Origin of the sequence: Goodfellowiella coeruleoviolacea, from assembly GCF_024171785.1 — a bacterium.
Lineage (GTDB): Bacteria > Actinomycetota > Actinomycetes > Mycobacteriales > Pseudonocardiaceae > Goodfellowiella > Goodfellowiella coeruleoviolacea.
In genome coordinates, this window is the sequence record NZ_JAMTCK010000020.1 from 88,685 (window position 1) to 106,179 (window position 17,495).

The following is a 17,495-nucleotide window of genomic DNA, read 5'->3' on the forward strand; positions in this document are numbered from 1 at the left end:
GGCTGATCAGCGGCGATAGGCTGGAGCGGGGCTCGCCCCCCGGGGAGGGTGGGGGGTGTCCACCGGAGCGCCGCCAATCGCCGCGGCGACCTCCGCCGGGTGTGTCAGGTGCGGGTGGTGGCCCGCGCCGGCGATGGCGGTCACGGTGGCCCTCGGCAGCGTCTCCAGCAGTTGCCGCTCCGCCGGGCCGAGCGGGTCGTCGGCTCCCACGATGACGTGCACGCGCCCCGGGTAGCGCTGCAACCCGGCCCACAGCTGGTGGCGCCACCGGCGGCCGCCGGCATCGGCCACCAGTCGGGCGGCGGTGGCCGCCACGCGCCCCCGGCGCAGATCCGCCGCGCTCGACGCCACGGTCTCGGCCAGCGCCGGGTCCCCGGTGAGCTGCCTGGCCAGTGCCTCGGCGCTGACCCGGGCCAGGCGCCACCGGACCAGCGGCGTCCACCGCGCGGCGCGCCCCACCCGGGTACCCGGGGCGAACGGCGACACCAGCGTGAGCTGGTCCACCAGGTCGGGGTGGGCGAGCGCGGCGCGCACGGCGAGCGCGGCGGCACCGCCGTGCCCCACCAGGTGCCGCGCGCCGGTCTCGGTCACCAGCGCGGTCGACCAGGCCGGCCAGTCCGCGCGCCGGCCCCGGCTCAGGCCGAGCCCGGGCAGGTCCACCACGCGCGCCTGCCCCAGTGCCCCGGCGACCGGCGCCCAGGTGTCGGCGTTGCCTGGCGGCCCGGGCAGCACCACGGTGGGCGCGTCCGCCGCGCCGAGTTCGAATGTGCGCACGTCCGCGGGCGCGGTGAACCGGCGGCGGCCGGCGGGCACCTCGCCGAACCGGTAGGCCGCCAGGTGGTCGGCCCAGCGCAGGACGGTCGTGGTGGTGTCCGGCATGGCGAGACCGTGCCGGGTGGCGACGGCGGTGGCCGGCCCGGTGGGATACCGGTCGGCGGACAGGAACGTCAGGGTCTCCGGGTCGGTCCTGGTGACCCACTGGGGCAGGCGCCGCACCAGGGACACCGGAACCCGCAGCCTCGGCACCCGCACCTGGTAGTGCCGTGCCACGAGGGTGAGCAGCTCGGGCAGGGCCGGGGTGGCGTCGTCGAGCACCCAGTACGCGGCGCGCTCGGTCGCCTCGTCCAGCGGGAGCACGGCCATGAACCGGGCGAGGTGGTCGACCGCGACCACGGGCACGAAGGTCCGCTCGTCACCGGGCAGCGCGGGCAGCGCGCCGCGCCAGAGGTCGCGCAGGCTGGCCGCGAGCCCCAGTTGCTGGTCGGACTCGCCGGTGGCGCTGTCCCCGATCACGCTGGCCGGGTTGACGATCGTCCACGGCAGTCCCGCCTGGTCGGCGGCGGCCTGGAACACCGCGTCCGCCTCGGCCTTGGACGCCTCGTAGGCGCCCAGTTCCGCGTAGGTGCGCCGGCGGTGCTCGTCGCTCCACGGCACCAGCGCCGGGTCCTGCCCGCCGACCCGGTACCCGGACACGTGCACCACCCGGCGCAGCCGGGGCAGCCGCGCGGCAAGGGCGACGACCGCGCGCGCACTGTCCACATTGGCGCGACGGGCGTCCGCCCCGGACATCCCGAACCGGTAGGCGCCGGCGCAGTTGTGGATCTCGGTGACGTCGGCCCAGTCCGCCGCCCGGCCGGACAGCGGCTCCGGCTGGGTGAAGTCGACCCGCAGGTCGGCGGGTGCCTGGTGGTGGCCGTGGTCGGCCAGCCAGCGGACGAGCCGCTGGTGGGACTGGCGGCTCCGGTTGGCCGTGCTCACCCGCACGCCGGCCTGGCCGAGCGCGAGCACCAGGTGCCGTCCGATCAGGCCGGTCGCCCCGAACACCAGGGCGTGCCGATCGGTCGCGCTCACCAGGACGCCTCGGCGGTCCGGGCATCGCCCTGGTCCAGGAGCACGGCGAGCACGCTGGCGGCGCTGCGCAACGGCTCCACCGAGCGCTGCGCCCGCGACACGATCACCGCGCCCTCGACGGCGCTGACCACGGTGGTCGCCACGGCGCGGGCGGCGGCGCGCGGCTGGCCGTGCGCGCCGAGGTACTCGGCGAGCGGGGTGATCCACGAGTCGAAGGCGCCCGCGCACGCGTCGCGCAGCCGCTCGCTCTGCGCGCCCATCTCCAGCGTGACCACCGAGACCGGGCAGCCCAACGAGAAGTCGCTGTCCACCAGCATCCCGGCCAGCACGTCGATCACCCGGCGCACCACCTCACCCGGGGTCCGCGACTCCAGCGCGGAACTGGCCACGAGCGAGCGGAACCGCTCGGCGGCCAGTTCCACCGCCTTCGCGCCGAGCGCCTCCTTGCCCTCGGGGAAGTGGAAGTACAGCGACCCCTTGGGCGCGTGCGCGTGCTCCACCACGGTGTTGAGACCGGTACCGCTGTAGCCGCGGCTCTGGATCAGGTCGAGCATCGACTCCACCAGGCGCGCGCTGGTCCTGGCGCCCTTCGTTTCTCCCATGCCGCGAGAATAGACCGGTCTATATATTCCTGCCACCCAGAGCCACTAGATCGCGCTGGCCACGGCCGCCGCCAGGAACACCACCTGCAGCGCGGTGCGCCGGGGCAGCGGTTCGACCTGACGGCCACCCAGGGTCAGCCGCTGCCGCGCGGCGTGGACGTTGGCCGGGAACATCACCAGCAGCAGCGCGGCCAGGCAGTACCCGGCCGCGCTGGCCGTCGCCGGTACCAGCAGCCCCGCCGCCCCGAGCAGTTCGAGCACGCCGGTGACGGTGACCAGCAACTCGGGCCTTGGCAGCGCGGGCGGCACCATGGCCACCAGGTCGGCGCGGTAGTGGACGAAGTGGACCACCCCGGTGACCACGAACATCAGGGCCACCCCCACCCGCAGCGAGCCCTGCCAGTTGTCCAGCGGCACCACGCCGAGCAGGCCGGCCAGCCGCGCCCCCAGCCAGCCCACCAGCAACGAGATCAACGGTGCCATGCGTCCTCCTCCGGTCGGTCTTGACAGTGACAAGATGCCAGCGGGGCCGGAATCTTGTCAATGACTAGATGCCGGGTAGGGTGGGCCCGTGTCCGCCACCCAGCGCTACCACCACGGAGACCTCCGCCGGGCCCTGCTCGACGCGGCGGTCACCCTGATCGCCGAGGTCGGTCCGGCCGCGACCAGCCTGCGCGAACTGGCCAGACGCACCCAGGTCTCGCACGCGGCGCCGGCACACCACTTCGGGGACAAGACCGGCCTGCTCACCGCCGTGGCCGTCCAGGGTTTCGACCTGCTCACCGCGGAACTGCGCGCCACGGCCGAGCACACCGGCAGCTTCGTGGAGGTGGGCGTGGCCTACGTGCGCTTCGCCGTCAGCCACCCGGCCCACTTCGCCACCATGTTCCGCACCGACCTGCTGCGCGCCGACGACCCGGACCTGTGCGCCGCCGAGGCGCGCGCCCGCGAGGTGCTGCACACCAGCGTGGCCAGGGCCGGGGTGACCAGGCCGGGCGAGGACCCCAGGGTGACCGCGCTGGCCGCCTGGTCACTGGTGCACGGCTTCGCGTCGCTGTGGTCCTCCGGCTCGGTGCGCGACCAGAGCACCGGCCAGCACCCGGAGGAGCTGGCCAGGGCGGTCGCCAGGGTGCTCTCGCACCGCCAACCGGAGAGCTGACCACTCCCCCGGGCACGTCCGTCCACACCAGACTGTCGCGTGTGGACGGATGAGTCAGTCGGGCCGCGCTGGCAGGATGGGGTTCATGGACGAGCAGGTCATCCCGATCCTCCGGGTCGCCGACGCCGCCGCCGCGGTGCGCTGGTACCAGCGGCTGGGCTTCAGCCAGCAGTGGGAACACCGCTTCGAGCCGGGACTTCCCGCGTTCGTCGAGGTCGCCCGAGGTCAGGTGAGCCTGTTCCTGTCCGAGCACACCGGCGATGCCCGGCCGGACACCCTGGTGTACCTGCGCGTCAGCGACGTCGACGCGATCGCCGCCGAGTTCGGCGTCCAGCCGGAGCGGGCGCCGTGGGGGCGCGAGATCGAACTGCGCGACCCCGACGGCAACCGGCTGCGCATCGGCACGCCGGCGGAGTGAGCGCGGCGGTCAGCAGAACTCGTCGAGCAGCCGGTAGAACTCCAGCCGCCGCGCGTCCACCCTCGACTCGCCGTAGCGGGCCAGGAACCTGGCCGCGAACGCCGGCCCGAACTGCGGGTTGAGGGATTCGGCTGACAGGCTGCGGGTGGCCAGGGCGAGGTCGGCGTACCGGTCGGCGGTGCCCAGCCGGCCGAGGTCGATCACCCCGGTGACCGCGCGGGTGTCCGGGTCGAGCAGCACGTTGGGCAGGCACAGGTCGCCGTGGCAGACCACGGGTTCCTCGACCGCCGGGCGGGTGGCGTCCAGTTCGGCCAGCAGCCGGGACACGCTCCAACCCTGGCGCTCGACGTCCAGATCGGCCAGGTCCACCAGACCGGCGGCCGCGGCCTGTCTGGCGTGCGGCACGGTCACCGCCAGCCCTCGGTCGAACGGGCAGTCGGCGACCGGCAGCGCGTGCAGCGCCCTGGCGATGTCGGCGAGGGCGTCCACCACGTCGGCGCGCTGCTCGGCCGGCCACGGCTCGGCGGCGGACCGTCCGGGCACGGCCGTGGTGACCAGCCAGGCGGCGGTGTCGTCCGCCCCGACCTCGACCACCTCGGCGGTGGGAATGCCCTGGCCGCCCAGCCACACCGTCCGGTCGGCCTCGGCGACCAGGTCGAACCCGCTGTCCGGGGATACCGAGCGCGGCGCGATCTTCACGTAGTGGCCCGGGTCGCCGCCCAGCCGCCACACACCGGCACCGGAGTGCCCGTGCGTGATCGGGTGCCAGTCCTGCCGGTGGTGCCGGCGTTTGAGGGTCGCGAGCACGTTCCGCACGTCGTCCACTGTGCCGGGACGAGTCACCCGGCAACACCGAGTTTTCCGCGGCGGCGGGCGTGGGCGTGGCCCGTGGTCAGGGCTGCGGCGGGGCGAGGTCGGTCACCGCGTCGAGCGCGCCCAGCAGCGTGCGCAGGCAGACCTCGCGCAACTCGGTGCGGGAGAAGGACTCACTCGCCAGCCATTCCACGCACAGCACGCGGACGAACAGCAGCCACCCCGCGACCGCGGCGGACGCCAGCTCCCGCGCGTGGCTGGTCAGGCCGAAGGCGTCCACCAGCCGCTGCCGCAGCACGGCCAGCTCGTCGGTGATGACGGCCTGGATCACCGGATCACCGGCCAGGACGCGGTTGGCCGCCAGGATCGTGTTGCGGTTGGCCAGGAAGTAGTCGAGGTGGGCCTCCAGGCCGGCGGCGATCTGCTCGACCACCGGGGCGGCGGGGTCCAGTTCGGTCCGGGCGAGCAACCGGTCGGCCGCCTGCCGGTACACGGCCGCGAACAGGTCGCGCTTGCCGGGGAAGTGGCGGTAGAGCAGTGCTCGGGAGATGCCGGCGCGCGCGGCGATCCGCTCCATCTGCACGTCGTCGTACGGCTTGGCGGCGAACTCCTCGGCGGCGACGTCCAGGAGTTGGGCGCGGCGCTGGGCGGGGTCGAGCCGGCGGCGAGGGGGCATCCTGACAGCTTAGTTGACACGTGTCTACTACGCTCGTACGGTCGGCGTCGCAGGATCGGTGTCCACCAACGCGAGCGAGGGGTGTCCGTGCGGGTTCAGCGCAGCGCCACCGAGCCGACGACCGCGCCCGGCGCGCTGCCCCGGTCCGACTTCGCCGGCACGGTCGAGTTCACCCCGCCGGCCGGCGACACCCGCTCACCCGAGCAGTGGGCGCGCGCCGTCTGGGAGCAGGCCCCGCCACCCGTGCGCGGTTTCCTGCGGGCCGGGTGGCGGTTCGGCCTGGGCCTGCGCCTGGGCCCGCCGGGCGCGTCAACGCACGTGCTCGGCTGGGCGGTGACCACCGCGACCAGGCACGCGGTCGTGTTGGATGCCCGGTCCCGGCTGATGACCGCGCGCAACGTCGTCGAACTGCGGGACGCCCGGGTGCGGTGGACCACGTTCGTGCGCTTCGACAGGTGGCCGGCCCGCCCGCTGTGGTTCCTCGCGCTGCCGGTGCACCGCGCCACCATGCGCCACCTGCTGCGCCGGGCCGCGCCGCGCGGTCGGCGCTGATCGCGCCAACCCGGGCCAGCGGCTTCGGGATCACCAGGGCCGAAAGCCGCCAGCACGGGCCAGCGCCGGTCGCCATGATCCGGGGCATGACCACCTCAGCCACCGGCCACGCCACCGGCGCCGACACCACGGCGTCGCGGCCGGCACCAGCGAACCGGAGCTGGCTGCTGGCCGTGCTGCTGGCCGGTCAGTTCATCGCCAACGTGGACACCGCGATCGCCAACGTGGCCGCCCCGGCCATCCGCGCCGGCTTCGACGCGGCCGAGGGCCAGGTGGCGCTGGTCGTCTCCGGCTACACCGTCGCCTACGCGGTGCTGCTGGTCACCGGCGCGCGGCTGGGCTCGACCCACGGCCACCGCCGGATCTTCCTGCTCGGCCTGCTCGGTTTCACCGCGGCGTCGCTGGCCTGCGGCCTGGCCCCCGGTGTCGGCAGCCTGGTGGCGGCCAGGTTCGCGCAGGGCGCCGCCGCGGCGCTGATGGTGCCGCAGGTGCTCAGCGGCATCCAGACGCACTTCACCGGCCAGGACCGGACCCGCGCGCTAGCCCACTACGCGCTCGCGCTGTCCGGTGGCGCGGTGGCCGGCCAGGTCCTCGGCGGCGTGCTGATCTCGGCGAACCTGTTCGGGTCCGGGTGGCGGTCGGTGTTCCTGATCAACGTTCCGCTCGGGGTGGCCCTGCTGGTGGCGGCGCGCCGGCTGCTGCCGGCCGACCCGGCCCGCACCCGAGGCCAGAACGACCTCGCCGGGGTGGCCACCCTGTCCACGGCGGTCCTGCTGCTGGTGCTGCCGCTGACCCTGGGCCAGGGGCAGGGCTGGCCGGCGTGGACGTGGCTGTGCCTGGCCGCGAGCGGCCCGGCGTTCGCCTGGTTCGCGCTGGTGGAGCGGCGGGTGGCGGCCCGGGGCGGGCGCCCGCTGGTGGCGCCGGCGCTGCTGCGGGTCGGCGCGGTGCGCCACGGCCTGCTCGCGCACGGCCTGACCACGTCGACCTACTTCGCCCTGCTGTTCGTGCTCGCGCTCTACCTCCAGCAGGGCATGGGCGTCAGCCCGGCCCACTCGGGGCTGGCGCTGGTGGTCTGGGTGACCGCGTTCGGCGTCGCCGGCCAACTGCTGCCCCGGGTGCCGGCCCGCCACCGACCGGTCCTCCCGATGGTCGGCTGTGTCGTGCTGGCCGTCGGCTACGCGTCGGTGCTGGTCTGGCTGCTGGCCGGGGGCCGGACCGGGCTGGGGTTGTTCGCGCTGCTCGGCATCGGCGGGTTCGGCCTGGGCATCAGCGCGAACTCGCTGATCCGCACGATCACCTCGGCGCCGCCGACCGGCCACGCCGCCGACCTGTCCGGCGTGATCAACACCAACGCGCAGCTCAGCGGCGCGCTGGGGGTGGCCGTCGCCGGGACGGGATACCTTGCCCTGCAAGGACTTCCCCGACTGGGCCCGGCCGGTGCCCTGGGCGTGGTGCTGGCCGCGTTCGCCGTGCTCGCCCTGGTCTCGGCCGGCGCCGCGCGTCGGGCCACCCGAGGCGTGACCGAACCGTGAGAGGACAACCCGACATGGTCGAGCCATCCCCGTCAGCGCCCACCACATCCGAGGCGGCCGTGTTCGAGGCGGCGCTGTTCGATCTGGACGGCACGCTGGTGGACACCGAGCCGCGCAGCCAGGCCGCGTGGCAGCGGCTGTTCGACGTGCACGGCGTGCCGCACGAGCCCGGGCTGGTGGCCTCCTTCGCCGGCCGGCCGGGCAAGGTGGTGCTCGCCGAGAACCTGCACCGCTTCGGCCCAGGCCACACCGTGGCCGAACTGTTCACCGAGGCCCTGTCCTACGCCACCGCGCCGGCCGAGCCGGTGGCCGGTGCGGTGGAGCTGGTGCGCTCGCTGCACGAGCGGGGCGTGCCGATCGGTGTGGTCACCTCCGGCACCAGGGACTACGCCCACGCCGAACTGGACACCCTCGGGCTGCGCCCGCTGTTCGACGTGGTGATCACCGCCGAGGACGTGACGGCCGGCAAGCCCGACCCCGAGGGCTATCTGGCCGGCTGCCGCGCCCTGGGTGTCGCGCCCGGGCGCACCGTGGTGTTCGAGGACGCGCCGGCCGGGGTGGCCGCCGCCAAGGCCGCCGGCGCGTTCTGCGTGGCACTCACCACCACCCAGCCGGCCAGCGCGCTGGCCTCGGCCGACCTCGTGGTGGCCGACCTGTCCGAAGTGGACTGGGCGGGCACCGGCCAACCGACCAGGCGGGTGTCCCCGGCCTGACCACACAACCCTGCCGCAGGAACAGCCCACTGTGGACGGTGGCTCCGGTCCGCCACCTCAGGAACCGCCGGCTGGTGCTGGTGATCACCGTGCCGCCTCCGGTTCCGGGTGGGTCGTGGCAGGGCCGGGGTCGAGGAGGGCACCCGACCCTGCCACGGGTCGGGCACGCCCAGCCGGGGAAGACAGCGCGGCCGACCGGTCGGGGGACGGGGCTGGTGTGGGTGTGCGGCGAGGCGGGGCGGTCCGGACGTCGTGAATGATCTGGGCGAGCAGGCCCAGACCGATCAGGGCCAGGCCAGCGGCGGCACCGGCGAAGAGTGCGTCGACCACGACCACCTCCCGTGCGAACTGGTCGGGTGGCGGGCGAAACGCGTTCTGGTGTGCACGCTCGACGCCCAATGAGAAAGCGCCACCTCCGAGGTACAGAGGTGACGCTAGGAGCGGTCAAGATCGTTGCGTTTCCCCTCGGGACACACCTCGGTTGGCCGATGAGGTGGTGGCCGCCGTGGGCGATCAGGGACAACGTGCTGATCACTCAGAGCACCAAGCGGCATGATCCCAGAACCCGGGACGGCACGCCACGCCCCGGTTCGGAACCTCCCGGCGTGTCGCCCGACGCTTGGGGTTCCGAACCTCAGCACGTCCCTCGTCGGCGGGCGGCCGGTTGAGGGCTGGCCACTGCCACGCAGCAGCCCCCGGTAGTTCTACCGGGGGCTGTCCACTGTGGAGCGTGTGCGGCGGTTTCCGCGGCGCACAGACATCCCGCGGTGGGTTACGGACGCCGGAGCGCGCGGAACCCGCCGCGGGAGGTCAGCCGGTGGGTTGTCAGCCGGCCGGGTACTGGATGGCGCTCATCACCACGTACCCGCCGACGTTGGACGGCCACGCGATCTGCATCGTGTCGCCCGGCCCGTTCTCGCCCGGCAGGGTGAAGGACATCGAGGCGGGGGCCAACCTCGGGCCCCCGACCGGCGTGCCCACGTAGACCGCCGCCTCGTGGATACCACCGTCGAGCAAGATTTCGACATCGTCATCGCTCTGACCACCGGCGACGCTGATGTTGAGGTTGTTGCCCTTGGCGCTGAGGAACCGCACGTTGCTGAGGGCACCGCCAATCCTGCAGGTCACGCCGTCCCTGGCGGCGATCGTGATCCAGAACAGCTTGGTGTCCTGGTTCGGCGAGTGGGCGTCGTGCGCGTTGATGTCCAGATCCGCGCTGGTGCACCACGCGACGTCAGCGTTCGCCGACCGCGCTCCGGTGGCAGCGGCCGCGGACGTACCCGCGACGGCGAGGAGAGCGGCGCTGGTCAGCGCGGCGGCGGTCAATGTCTTCCGGAACGCGTTCACGTGTTCTCCCGAATTCTCACGAATGTAGTTCCCGTGCACGTGAACAAACGGCCCCGGTTCCTCCTGGGTTGTCTCCAGGAGGAGTTCTGCCCGTTCAGCCGGCCGCACTGGGCTTTCCGGGCAACCGGCCTGGTCGTTGTGGGTGATCACGTCGTGCGGGTAGCCGACGTCACCGGACGGGGTCCGGCTCCCGGTGCGGCGCGCTCGGTGTCGTGGGCCCGGCCGGGGCGCAGTGCCAGGGTGGCCGTGGCGAGACCGGCGACCAGCAGCAGTGCGACGGCCAGGCCGTGGCGGTCGGCGATCCAGCCGAGCGCGGACGGCCCCAGGATGGTGCCCACGCCCATGCAGATCAGCACCGCGCTCAGGGCCGCGGCCGGGTGCGCGGGGAACACCCGGTAGCTCCACACCGCGAGCAGCCCGGAGATGGCCATGAAGGTCACCCCGTACAGCGCGGCCGACACCAGGACCGCCGGCAGGCTGGCCGGGGCGAGCCCGAGCAGGGCGGCGGCCACGGCGAACGCCGCGATCAGCACGGTGTGCGTGCGGCGCAGACCCAGGCGGGCGATCAGCCAACCGGTTGCCGTGCCCAGCACGCCCGCCGCGCCCAGCACCGTCCAGAACAGCGCCGGGGCGCCGGTCGAGCCGCCGGTCGCTTCGGCCACCGCCGGCACGGCGAACAGCCAGTACACCGCGCCGCACACGCCGTAGAGCAGGGCGGTCGCCAACAGCGGGACGGCCGGGGCGCACCGCAGCCACCGCCCTGGCCGGCCGCTGGCGCGCTGGCCGCGCGACCGGGGCAGCAGCCGGGCGTTCCACAGCACCACACCCAGGGCGGCCGCGGCGAACAGCCACCAGGCCCACCGCCAGGCCGGCCCGTGCACCAGCAGCGCCACCGGCCCGGCGACCAGCACGGCGAGCGCGGTGCCGTTGGGGATCACCGCCATGACCCGCTCGACGCGGCGCGCCGGCACCACCGCGTCCACCACGGCCGAGCAGGCCGGCCAGGCCAGCCCGGAGCTGGCGCCGGCCAGGACCGTTCCGGTGACCAGCCAGAGCACCGTGCCGGCGCACGCGACCAGCGCGATGCCCACCGCCGCCAGCACACCGGAGGCGAGCACCAGGCAGCGCGGCCCGAACCGGTCCAGCAGCGGACCGACCGCGAGCAGCGCGGCCAGGCAGCTGAGGTAGCTGGCGCTGGACAGGGCGCCGGCCTGCCCCACGGACAGCCCGAACTCGGCGCGCACCTCGGGCAGGTACAGCCCGAGCGGGTAGCGGGCGAACCCGTAGGCCACGCCGATGGTGGCCAGTCCGGCCGCGGTCAGCGCGCGGGTCACCGCCGGCTCCGCCGGGCGGGCACGGGCAGGCCGTGCCGGATGGCGTGCCCGGCGTGCACGCCGTGGCCGAGGTCGCCGAGCACCCGCGCCACACTGCTCAGCACGGCCCGGAACAGGGGAAACCGTGTGGTCATGGGTCAAGGTTCGGTGATCACCGGATCACGAGCCAGTGGCGTGAACGACGATGTTCGTCAAGAATCCGCCACATGGCCGATGATTCGCGGCGGACCGTGTCCGTGCTCGCCTACGACGGCATGACCGCGTTCGAGATGGGCATCGTCACCGAGGTGTTCGGGCTGCTCTGGCCGGACAGCGAGCGACCCTGGTACCGGCTGACGATCTGCGCGGAGCAGGCCCGGCCGGTGCGGGTCACCGGCGGCGCCACCCTGCACACCCGCTACGGGCTGGACACGCTCGCCAGCGCCGACACCGTGGTGATCCCGAGCGTCAAGGACGTGGCCGTGCCACCGTCCCGCGAGCTGGTGACGGCACTGCGCCGGGCCCACGAGCGGGGCGCCCGCGTGGTGTCCATCTGCTCGGGGGCGTTCGCGCTGGCCGCGGCCGGCCTGCTGGACGACCGGCCGGCCACCACGCACTGGCGCTACGCCGCCGAGTTGCAGCGCCGCCACCCGCGCGTGCGGGTCGACCCCAACCCGCTGTACGTGGACGACGGCGACGTGCTGACCAGCGCCGGGTGCGCGGCCGGGCTGGACCTGTGCCTGCACCTGGTGCGCAAGGACTTCGGCGCGGAGGTGGCCAACCGGGTGGCCCGCAACATGGTGGTGCCGCCGCACCGGGACGGCGGGCAGGCGCAGTACATCGCCAGCCCGGTGGCCGCCTGCCCCGGCGACGACCGGATCGCGCGCAGCATGGCGTGGGCGCTCGAACACCTGAACACGCCGATCACCGTGCCGGAGCTGGCCCGGCGGGCGGCCCTGTCGGAGCGCTCCTACCTGCGGCACTTCACCCGCGCCACCGGCACCACGCCCAGCCGCTGGCTGATCAGCCAGCGCGTGCAGGCCAGCCTGGCGCTGCTGGAGTCCACGGACACGCCGATCGAGGAGATCGCCGCGGCCGTGGGCTTCGACACCGCGGCCACCTACCGGCACCACTTCACCCGGGCACTGCACACCGCGCCCACCGCCTACCGCCGCACGTTCCGCAACCGGGCGCGGCTGACCGGCGCGGCCCCGGAGGTCACCCCGGCCGGGCGCGTCAGCGGGGCGGGCCGAGGGCGTTGAGCCGGGCGGCCTGGCGCGTCAGGTGGCCGCGCTCGGCGAGGTTGGGTGCCTGGTGGGCGGCCTCGGCGTACAGCCGGGCCGCCGTCGCCAGGTCGCCGGCGCGCTCGTGGAGGTAGGCGGCCACCGCGGTGTAGCGGGGCAGCGAGCTGTCCAGTGCCGCGAGTGCCGCCAGGCCGGCGCGCGGTCCGTCGGCCTCGCCGACGGCCACCGCGCGGTTGAGTCGGACGATCGGGCTGTCGGTCAGGCGTGCGAGTTCGTCGTACCACTCGACGATCTGCACCCAGTCGGTTTCCTCGGCGGTGCGCGCGTCGGCGTGCAGTGCCGCGATGGCCGCCTGGGCCTGGAACTCCCCCAGTCGGTCGCGGGCCAGGGCCGCTTGCAGGATCCCGATGCCCTCGGCGATCAGCGCGGTGTCCCACCGGCCCCGGTCCTGCTCGGCGAGCGGCACCAGGGTGCCGTCGGGTGCGATCCGGGCGGCGCGCCTGGCGTGGTGGAGCAGCATGAGGGCGAGCAGCCCGGCCACCTCGGGGTGGTCGATGGCGGCGGCGAGCTGCCGGGTGAGCCGGATGGCCTCGGCGGCGAGGTCGACGTCCCCGGAGTAGCCCTCGTTGAAGACCAGGTAGAGGACGCGCAGCACGGTGGCGACGTCGCCGGGCTGGTCGAACCGCACGCCGGCGACGGTGCGCTTGGCCCGGCTGATGCGCTGCGCCATCGTCGCCTCGGGCACCAGGTAGGCCTGGGCGATCTGGCGGGTGGTCAGGCCGCCGACGGCGCGCAGGGTGAGCGCGACCGCGGACGCCGGCGTCAGCGAGGGGTGGGCGCACAGGAAGTAGAGCTGGAGCGTGTCGTCCACGGCGGGCGCCGGCCCGGGTGCCGGTTCCTCGCCGGCGAGGTCCTCGCGCCGGCGGCGGGCGGCGTCCGCCCTGGCCGCGTCGAGGAACCGGTGCCAGGCCACGGTGACCAGCCAGCCCTTCGGGTCGCGTGGCGGGTCGGCCGGCCAGGCGTTGATCGCCTGGACCAGCGCGTCCTGCACGGCGTCCTCGGCCGCCGCGAAGTCAGCTCCGCGGCGGACGAGGATCCCGAGCACGCTCGGCGTGAGGCTGCGGAGCAGGGCCTCGTTCACGGGAGGGGTCACTCCGTGATGGTGGGCGGCGCGGCCAGGAACGGGCGCACCTCCAGCCACTCGTGGATCGGCTTGCCGCCCGCGCCGGGGGCGGCCGACAGTTCCCCGGCCAGTTCGACGGCGCGCTCGTAGCTGTCGACGTCGATCACCATCCAGCCGGCGATGAGGTCCTTGGTCTCGGCGAACGGGCCGTCGGTGATCGGCGGGCGGCCCTCGCCGTCGTACCGGACGAACGTGCCCTCGGGGGCGAGCGCCTGCCCCTCGACGAACTCGCCGGTTTCCTCCAGCCGGGCGGCGAAGTCGTGCATGTACTGCATGTGGGCCGAGACCTCCTCCGGCGTCCACTGGTCCATGGGCACGTTGTTGACCGGAGCCGGAGCGCCGCGGTAGTGCTTGAGCAGCAGGTACTTGGCCATCGTGGTTCTCCTCGGTGCTGGTGCGACCCATTGTGGTCACGGTCGGCTCGGGGACGGAGCCGGTGACGCGTTCTCGACATCGCCGCGCGGAATTTTTTTGGGGATTTCTCGTCGAGGGGTCGCGGCTGTCCGCCGGTTGTCGTGATCATGACCGTCTGCTGGAAGTTCTTCCAATGGCTTGCGCCAGACCATCCCATAATTGCGGTCATGACACGTCGTCTTGCTGAAGTTGCCCAGAAGGTCGGGGTCAGCGAAGCCACGGTGAGCCGGGTGCTCAACGGCCGGCCCGGCGTCTCGGAGAGCACCCGCACGGCCGTGCTGACCGCGTTGGACGTGCTGGGCTACGAGCGGCCGACCCAGCTGCGCGGCGAGCGCAACCGGCTGGTCGGCCTGGTGCTGCCGGAGCTGCAGAACCCGATATTCCCCGCGCTGGCCGAGATCCTGGGCAACGCCCTCGCCCGGGAGGGGTTCACCCCGGTGCTGTGCACCCGCGCGCCCGGCGGGGTGTCCGAGGCCGACTACGTCGACCTGCTGTTGCAGCAGCAGGTGTCCGGGGTGGTGTTCGCCGGCGGCGCCTACGCCCAGGGCGATGCCGGGCACGCGCACTACCAGCGGCTGCTGGAGCGCAACCTGCCCACCGTGCTGATCAACGCGGCAGTGGACCACCTGCGCTTTCCCCAGGTCTCCTGCGATGACGCGCTGGCCGTCGAGCAGGGCCTCGGCCACCTGCGGGCCCTGGGGCACGAGCGGATCGGGCTGCTGCTCGGGCCCACCGACCACGTGCCGTCGCAGCGCAAGCAGGCCGCGTTCCGGTCGCTGCTGGCCGGCACCGGGCTGCCCGCCGACCTGGTCGAGCACGGGCTGTTCTCCATCGAGGGCGGCCAGGCCGCGGCCACCCGGCTGCTGCCCCGCGGGGTCACCGCGATCCTGTGCGCGAGCGACCCGCTGGCGCTGGGCGCGATCCGGGCGGTGCGCCGGCAGGGGCTGACCGTGCCCGGGGACGTGTCCGTGGTCGGCTACGACGACTCGGCGCTGATGCGCTCGGTCGACCCGCCGCTGACCACGGTCCGCCAGCCCATCGAGGCGATGGGCCGGGCCGTGGTGGAACTGCTGGTCAAGCAGGTCAACGGCGGCCAGGTGGCGGTGGAGGAACTGCTGTTCGCGCCCGAACTGGTGGTGCGCGGCTCGACCACGCGGGCCCCGGCGACACCCGCGACCGGGACCGGCTGACCGCTGCCGCCAGTCGCCCGAATGACTGTTCACAATTTCCAATTTTTCGTCGGACTCTTGCGGTAGCGGCCCGGCGAACTTATCGTGACCGCCGTCACGTGCCCCAGCGTCGCGAGCGCGAGAAGAGGCGGTCAGATGAAGACTGTGTGGACCCGACGGATCGCCGCTCTCGCGGTGGCGGGCCTCGCCACCGCGACGGTGGCCTGCGGCACCGGCAGCTCCGGTGACCAGACCGCCGACGGGAAGATCAGGATCACGGTCAACGGCCAGCCGCCGCAGACCCAGGAGTTCGAGCGCAGGATCTTCGACGAGGACATCGCCGAGTTCGAGCGCACCCACCCGGACATCGACGTCGAGCCGCACGAGGGATTCATGGATCCCAAGGTGTTCTCGGCCAAGCTCGCCGGCGGCCAGCTGGAGGACGTCTACTACGTCTACTTCACCGACCCGGCCCAGATCATCGCGCGCCGCCAGGCGGCGGACATCACCGACGCGGTCAAGGACCTGCCGCACGTCACCGACATCCAGCCCGCGCTGCTGGACAACTTCCGCGACGCCAACGGCAAGCTCTACGGCCTGCCCACCGCGAACTACTCGATGGGCCTGCTCTACAGCAGACCGCTGTTCCAGCGCGCCGGCCTCGACCCGGACCACCCGCCCACCACCTGGGAGGAGGTCCGCGCGGCGGCCAAGAAGATCAGCGACCTGGGCGGCGGCGTGGTCGGCTACGCCGACTACAGCAAGAACAACCAGGGCGGCTGGCACTTCACCAGCTGGATGTACTCGCTCGGCGGGCAGATCGCCCGCAGGGACGGCGAGACCTGGAAGGCCGACTTCAACAACGACAAGGGCCGCGCCGCCCTGACCTACCTGCGCCAGATGCGCTGGGACGACAACTCCATGGGCAGCAAGCAGCTGCTGGAAGCGGCCGACGTGCAGCGGATGATGGGCGCCGGCCAGCTGGGCATGTACCTGGCCGCGCCGGACAACGTGCCGGTGCTGGTCAAGCAGTTCGGCGGCAACTACGCCGACTACGGCCTGGCCGGGCTGCCCGGCGGCAAGGGCACGCTGCTCGGCGGCGAGGGCTACATGATCAACCCCAAGGCCAGTCCGGCGAAGATCAAGGCGGGCCTGACCTACCTCCAGTGGAAGTACCTCAACCCGGACCGGTTCGACTCGTTCGTCAAGCGGTTCGCCGACGGCGGCCAGCCGGTCGGCCTGCCGGCCCAGCCCACCCCGGACATCTGGCAGGGCGCCGTGCGCGAGCAGCAGGAGCGGGTCAAGGCCAGCTACGCCAACGTGCCGGCGCAGAACTACGCGCCCTACCTGGCCAGCGCGACCACCGTCAAGGGCAGCATCGAGCCGCCCAACGCCCAGCAGGTCTACGCGGCGCTGGACAGCCTGATGCAGGCCGTGCTCACCGACCAGGGCGCGGACATCACCACCCTGCTGACCGAGGCCGAGTCGAAGGTCAACAATGCCCTCGCCCAGATCAGGTGAGCTGCTGGCGCACACCGGGGTGCGCCCGACGACCGGCGGCGCCCCGGTGCCCGACCCCGCCGGGGGCCCGGCCGGAGCCGCCGCCGTGGACAGCGCCCGGTTGCGCCGCCGGGCCCGGCTGCGGCGGCGGATCACCGAGAACCTGACCGCCTACGGGCTGCTGTGCGCGGCGCTGGTGGTGTTCGCGCTGTTCTCCTGGTACCCGATCGTGCGCGGGCTGCTGCTCAGCTTCCAGCAGGTCGACTTCGTCAACGCGGCCACCTGGGTGGGGCTGGACAACTTCGTCCGGCTCTTCGACGACCCGCTGTTCGGCGTGGCCTGGCGCAACACCCTGCTGTTCACCGCGCTGGCCCTGCTGCTGGGCTTCGCCGTGCCGTTCGCGGTGGCCGTGCTGCTCAACGAGCTGCGGCACGCCCGCGCGTACTTCCGGCTGGTGATCTACCTGCCGGTGATGCTGCCGCCGGTGGTCACCGCGCTGCTGTGGAAGTGGTTCTACGACCCGGGCCCGGGCCTGTTCAATGGCGTGCTGGGCGCGGTCGGCCTGCCCGGCGGGCAGTGGCTGGACTCGTCGAGCACGGCCATGCTGTCCCTGGTGCTGGTGTCCACCTGGGCGAACATGGGCAGCACCACGCTGATCTACCTGGCCGCGCTGCAGACCATCCCGGGTGACCTCTACGAGGCGGCCGAACTGGACGGCGCCGGCGTGTGGCGGCGGCTGTGGCACGTGACCGTGCCGCAGACCAGGTTCGTGCTGCTGGTGCTGCTGCTGTTGCAGGTGGTGGCGACCATGCAGGTGTTCACCGAGCCGTACGTGATGACCGGCGGCGGCCCGGACGACTCGACCGTCACGGTGTTGCTGCTGCTCTACCGGTACGCGTTCGTCTACAACGACTTCGGCATGGCCAGTGCGATGAGCCTGCTGCTGTTCGTCGCGCTCGGCGTGTTCTCCGCGTGCTACGTCCGGCTCACCAAGTCGACCGACTAGGGA

20 protein-coding genes are annotated in these 17,495 nt (G+C 73.5%); 10 read left to right on the top strand and 10 right to left on the bottom strand.

The genetic code is table 11. The features are described from left to right. Positions 1 to 6 precede the first annotated feature (6 nt). The 3 genes from LX83_RS33620 to LX83_RS33630 are packed head-to-tail and all read right to left on the bottom strand — an operon-like array spanning position 7 to position 2,936. Complete coding sequence (locus LX83_RS33620; RefSeq protein WP_253778975.1) at positions 7 to 1,851, bottom strand: alpha/beta fold hydrolase; 1,845 nt, start codon at positions 1,849 to 1,851, stop codon at positions 7 to 9. Beyond that, positions 1,848 to 2,453, bottom strand: coding sequence for a TetR/AcrR family transcriptional regulator (locus LX83_RS33625; RefSeq protein ID WP_253778978.1), 606 nt, complete (start codon positions 2,451 to 2,453; stop codon positions 1,848 to 1,850). The genes LX83_RS33620 and LX83_RS33625 overlap by 4 nt, the downstream gene beginning before the upstream one ends. 45 nt (positions 2,454 to 2,498) lie before the next feature. Then, positions 2,499 to 2,936 carry a DoxX family protein gene (locus LX83_RS33630; protein WP_253778981.1) on the bottom strand — a complete coding sequence of 146 codons (438 nt, stop codon included), beginning with the start codon at positions 2,934 to 2,936 and terminating at the stop codon, positions 2,499 to 2,501. Positions 2,937 to 3,024: 88 nt separating this feature from the next. Here LX83_RS33630 and LX83_RS33635 point away from each other — a divergent pair, with 88 nt between their 5' ends. Both LX83_RS33635 and LX83_RS33640 read left to right on the top strand, forming a co-directional pair. Then, positions 3,025 to 3,612 carry a TetR/AcrR family transcriptional regulator gene (locus LX83_RS33635; RefSeq protein WP_253778984.1) on the top strand — a complete coding sequence of 196 codons (588 nt, stop codon included), beginning with the start codon at positions 3,025 to 3,027 and terminating at the stop codon, positions 3,610 to 3,612. 85 nt (positions 3,613 to 3,697) lie between these two features. Then, the gene (locus LX83_RS33640; protein WP_253778986.1) at positions 3,698 to 4,030 is read left to right on the top strand and encodes a glyoxalase superfamily protein; all 333 of its coding nucleotides are present in this window, start codon (positions 3,698 to 3,700) and stop codon (positions 4,028 to 4,030) included. 9 nt (positions 4,031 to 4,039) lie between these two features. Here LX83_RS33640 and LX83_RS33645 read toward each other — a convergent pair whose 3' ends face one another. Together LX83_RS33645 and LX83_RS33650 are read right to left on the bottom strand one after the other, a co-directional pair. Beyond that, positions 4,040 to 4,846 (bottom strand): APH(3') family aminoglycoside O-phosphotransferase, encoded by an 807-nt coding sequence (locus LX83_RS33645; protein ID WP_253778988.1) that lies wholly within the window; start codon positions 4,844 to 4,846, stop codon positions 4,040 to 4,042. 76 nt (positions 4,847 to 4,922) lie between these two features. After that, a complete protein-coding gene (locus LX83_RS33650) occupies positions 4,923 to 5,519 on the bottom strand; it encodes a TetR/AcrR family transcriptional regulator (protein ID WP_253778990.1) in 597 nt (198 codons plus the stop codon). A gap of 87 nt (positions 5,520 to 5,606) precedes the next feature. Between LX83_RS33650 and LX83_RS33655 the strand changes: the two genes are divergently transcribed. The 4 genes from LX83_RS33655 (at position 5,607) to LX83_RS33670 (ending at position 8,718) form a co-directional block, all read left to right on the top strand. Then, positions 5,607 to 6,071, top strand: a complete 465-nt coding sequence (locus LX83_RS33655) for a hypothetical protein (RefSeq protein WP_253778992.1) — start codon at positions 5,607 to 5,609, stop codon at positions 6,069 to 6,071. An 86-nt stretch (positions 6,072 to 6,157) separates the two neighbouring features. Continuing rightward, positions 6,158 to 7,603: an MFS transporter gene (locus tag LX83_RS33660; RefSeq protein WP_253778993.1), complete on the top strand. Its 1,446-nt coding sequence runs from the start codon at positions 6,158 to 6,160 to the stop codon at positions 7,601 to 7,603. Positions 7,604 to 7,617: 14 nt separating this feature from the next. After that, the gene (locus tag LX83_RS33665; RefSeq protein ID WP_253778995.1) at positions 7,618 to 8,316 is read left to right on the top strand and encodes an HAD family hydrolase; all 699 of its coding nucleotides are present in this window, start codon (positions 7,618 to 7,620) and stop codon (positions 8,314 to 8,316) included. 252 nt (positions 8,317 to 8,568) lie between these two features. Next, the gene (locus LX83_RS33670; protein ID WP_253778997.1) at positions 8,569 to 8,718 is read left to right on the top strand and encodes a hypothetical protein; all 150 of its coding nucleotides are present in this window, start codon (positions 8,569 to 8,571) and stop codon (positions 8,716 to 8,718) included. Between the two features lie 423 nt (positions 8,719 to 9,141). Here the strand turns inward: LX83_RS33670 and LX83_RS33675 are convergent, their stop codons facing one another. The 3 genes from LX83_RS33675 to LX83_RS33685 are packed head-to-tail and all read right to left on the bottom strand — an operon-like array spanning position 9,142 to position 11,131. Next, on the bottom strand, positions 9,142 to 9,813 hold the full coding sequence (locus LX83_RS33675) for a hypothetical protein (RefSeq protein WP_253779000.1): 672 nt from the start codon (positions 9,811 to 9,813) through the stop codon (positions 9,142 to 9,144). Next, the gene (locus LX83_RS33680; protein ID WP_253779003.1) at positions 9,810 to 10,997 is read right to left on the bottom strand and encodes an MFS transporter; all 1,188 of its coding nucleotides are present in this window, start codon (positions 10,995 to 10,997) and stop codon (positions 9,810 to 9,812) included. The genes LX83_RS33675 and LX83_RS33680 overlap by 4 nt, the downstream gene beginning before the upstream one ends. Continuing rightward, entirely contained in the window at positions 10,994 to 11,131 is a 138-nt protein-coding gene (locus LX83_RS33685; RefSeq protein WP_253779007.1) for a hypothetical protein, read from the bottom strand. Before LX83_RS33685 ends, LX83_RS33680 begins: the two co-directional genes overlap by 4 nt. Positions 11,132 to 11,203: 72 nt before the next feature. On the opposite strand from LX83_RS33685, the gene LX83_RS33690 reads away from it, so the two are divergent. Next, positions 11,204 to 12,238, top strand: coding sequence for a helix-turn-helix domain-containing protein (locus LX83_RS33690; protein WP_253779010.1), 1,035 nt, complete (start codon positions 11,204 to 11,206; stop codon positions 12,236 to 12,238). On the opposite strand, the gene LX83_RS33695 is transcribed toward LX83_RS33690, so the two are convergent. Then, a complete protein-coding gene (locus LX83_RS33695; RefSeq protein WP_253779098.1) occupies positions 12,213 to 13,361 on the bottom strand; it encodes an RNA polymerase sigma factor in 1,149 nt (382 codons plus the stop codon). The genes LX83_RS33690 and LX83_RS33695 overlap by 26 nt on opposite strands. A gap of 8 nt (positions 13,362 to 13,369) precedes the next feature. Further along, positions 13,370 to 13,777: a YciI family protein gene (locus LX83_RS33700; protein WP_253779013.1), complete on the bottom strand. Its 408-nt coding sequence runs from the start codon at positions 13,775 to 13,777 to the stop codon at positions 13,370 to 13,372. A gap of 207 nt (positions 13,778 to 13,984) precedes the next feature. On the opposite strand from LX83_RS33700, the gene LX83_RS33705 reads away from it, so the two are divergent. The 3 genes from LX83_RS33705 to LX83_RS33715 all read left to right on the top strand — a co-directional run bounded on the left by LX83_RS33705 (position 13,985) and on the right by LX83_RS33715 (position 17,492). Then, on the top strand, positions 13,985 to 15,007 hold the full coding sequence (locus tag LX83_RS33705) for a LacI family DNA-binding transcriptional regulator (RefSeq protein WP_253779016.1): 1,023 nt from the start codon (positions 13,985 to 13,987) through the stop codon (positions 15,005 to 15,007). A 135-nt stretch (positions 15,008 to 15,142) separates the two neighbouring features. Then, positions 15,143 to 16,507 (top strand): ABC transporter substrate-binding protein, encoded by a 1,365-nt coding sequence (locus LX83_RS33710; RefSeq protein WP_253779020.1) that lies wholly within the window; start codon positions 15,143 to 15,145, stop codon positions 16,505 to 16,507. Next, complete coding sequence (locus LX83_RS33715) at positions 16,485 to 17,492, top strand: carbohydrate ABC transporter permease (protein ID WP_253779021.1); 1,008 nt, start codon at positions 16,485 to 16,487, stop codon at positions 17,490 to 17,492. Before LX83_RS33710 ends, LX83_RS33715 begins: the two co-directional genes overlap by 23 nt. Positions 17,493 to 17,495: the final 3 nt, after the last annotated feature.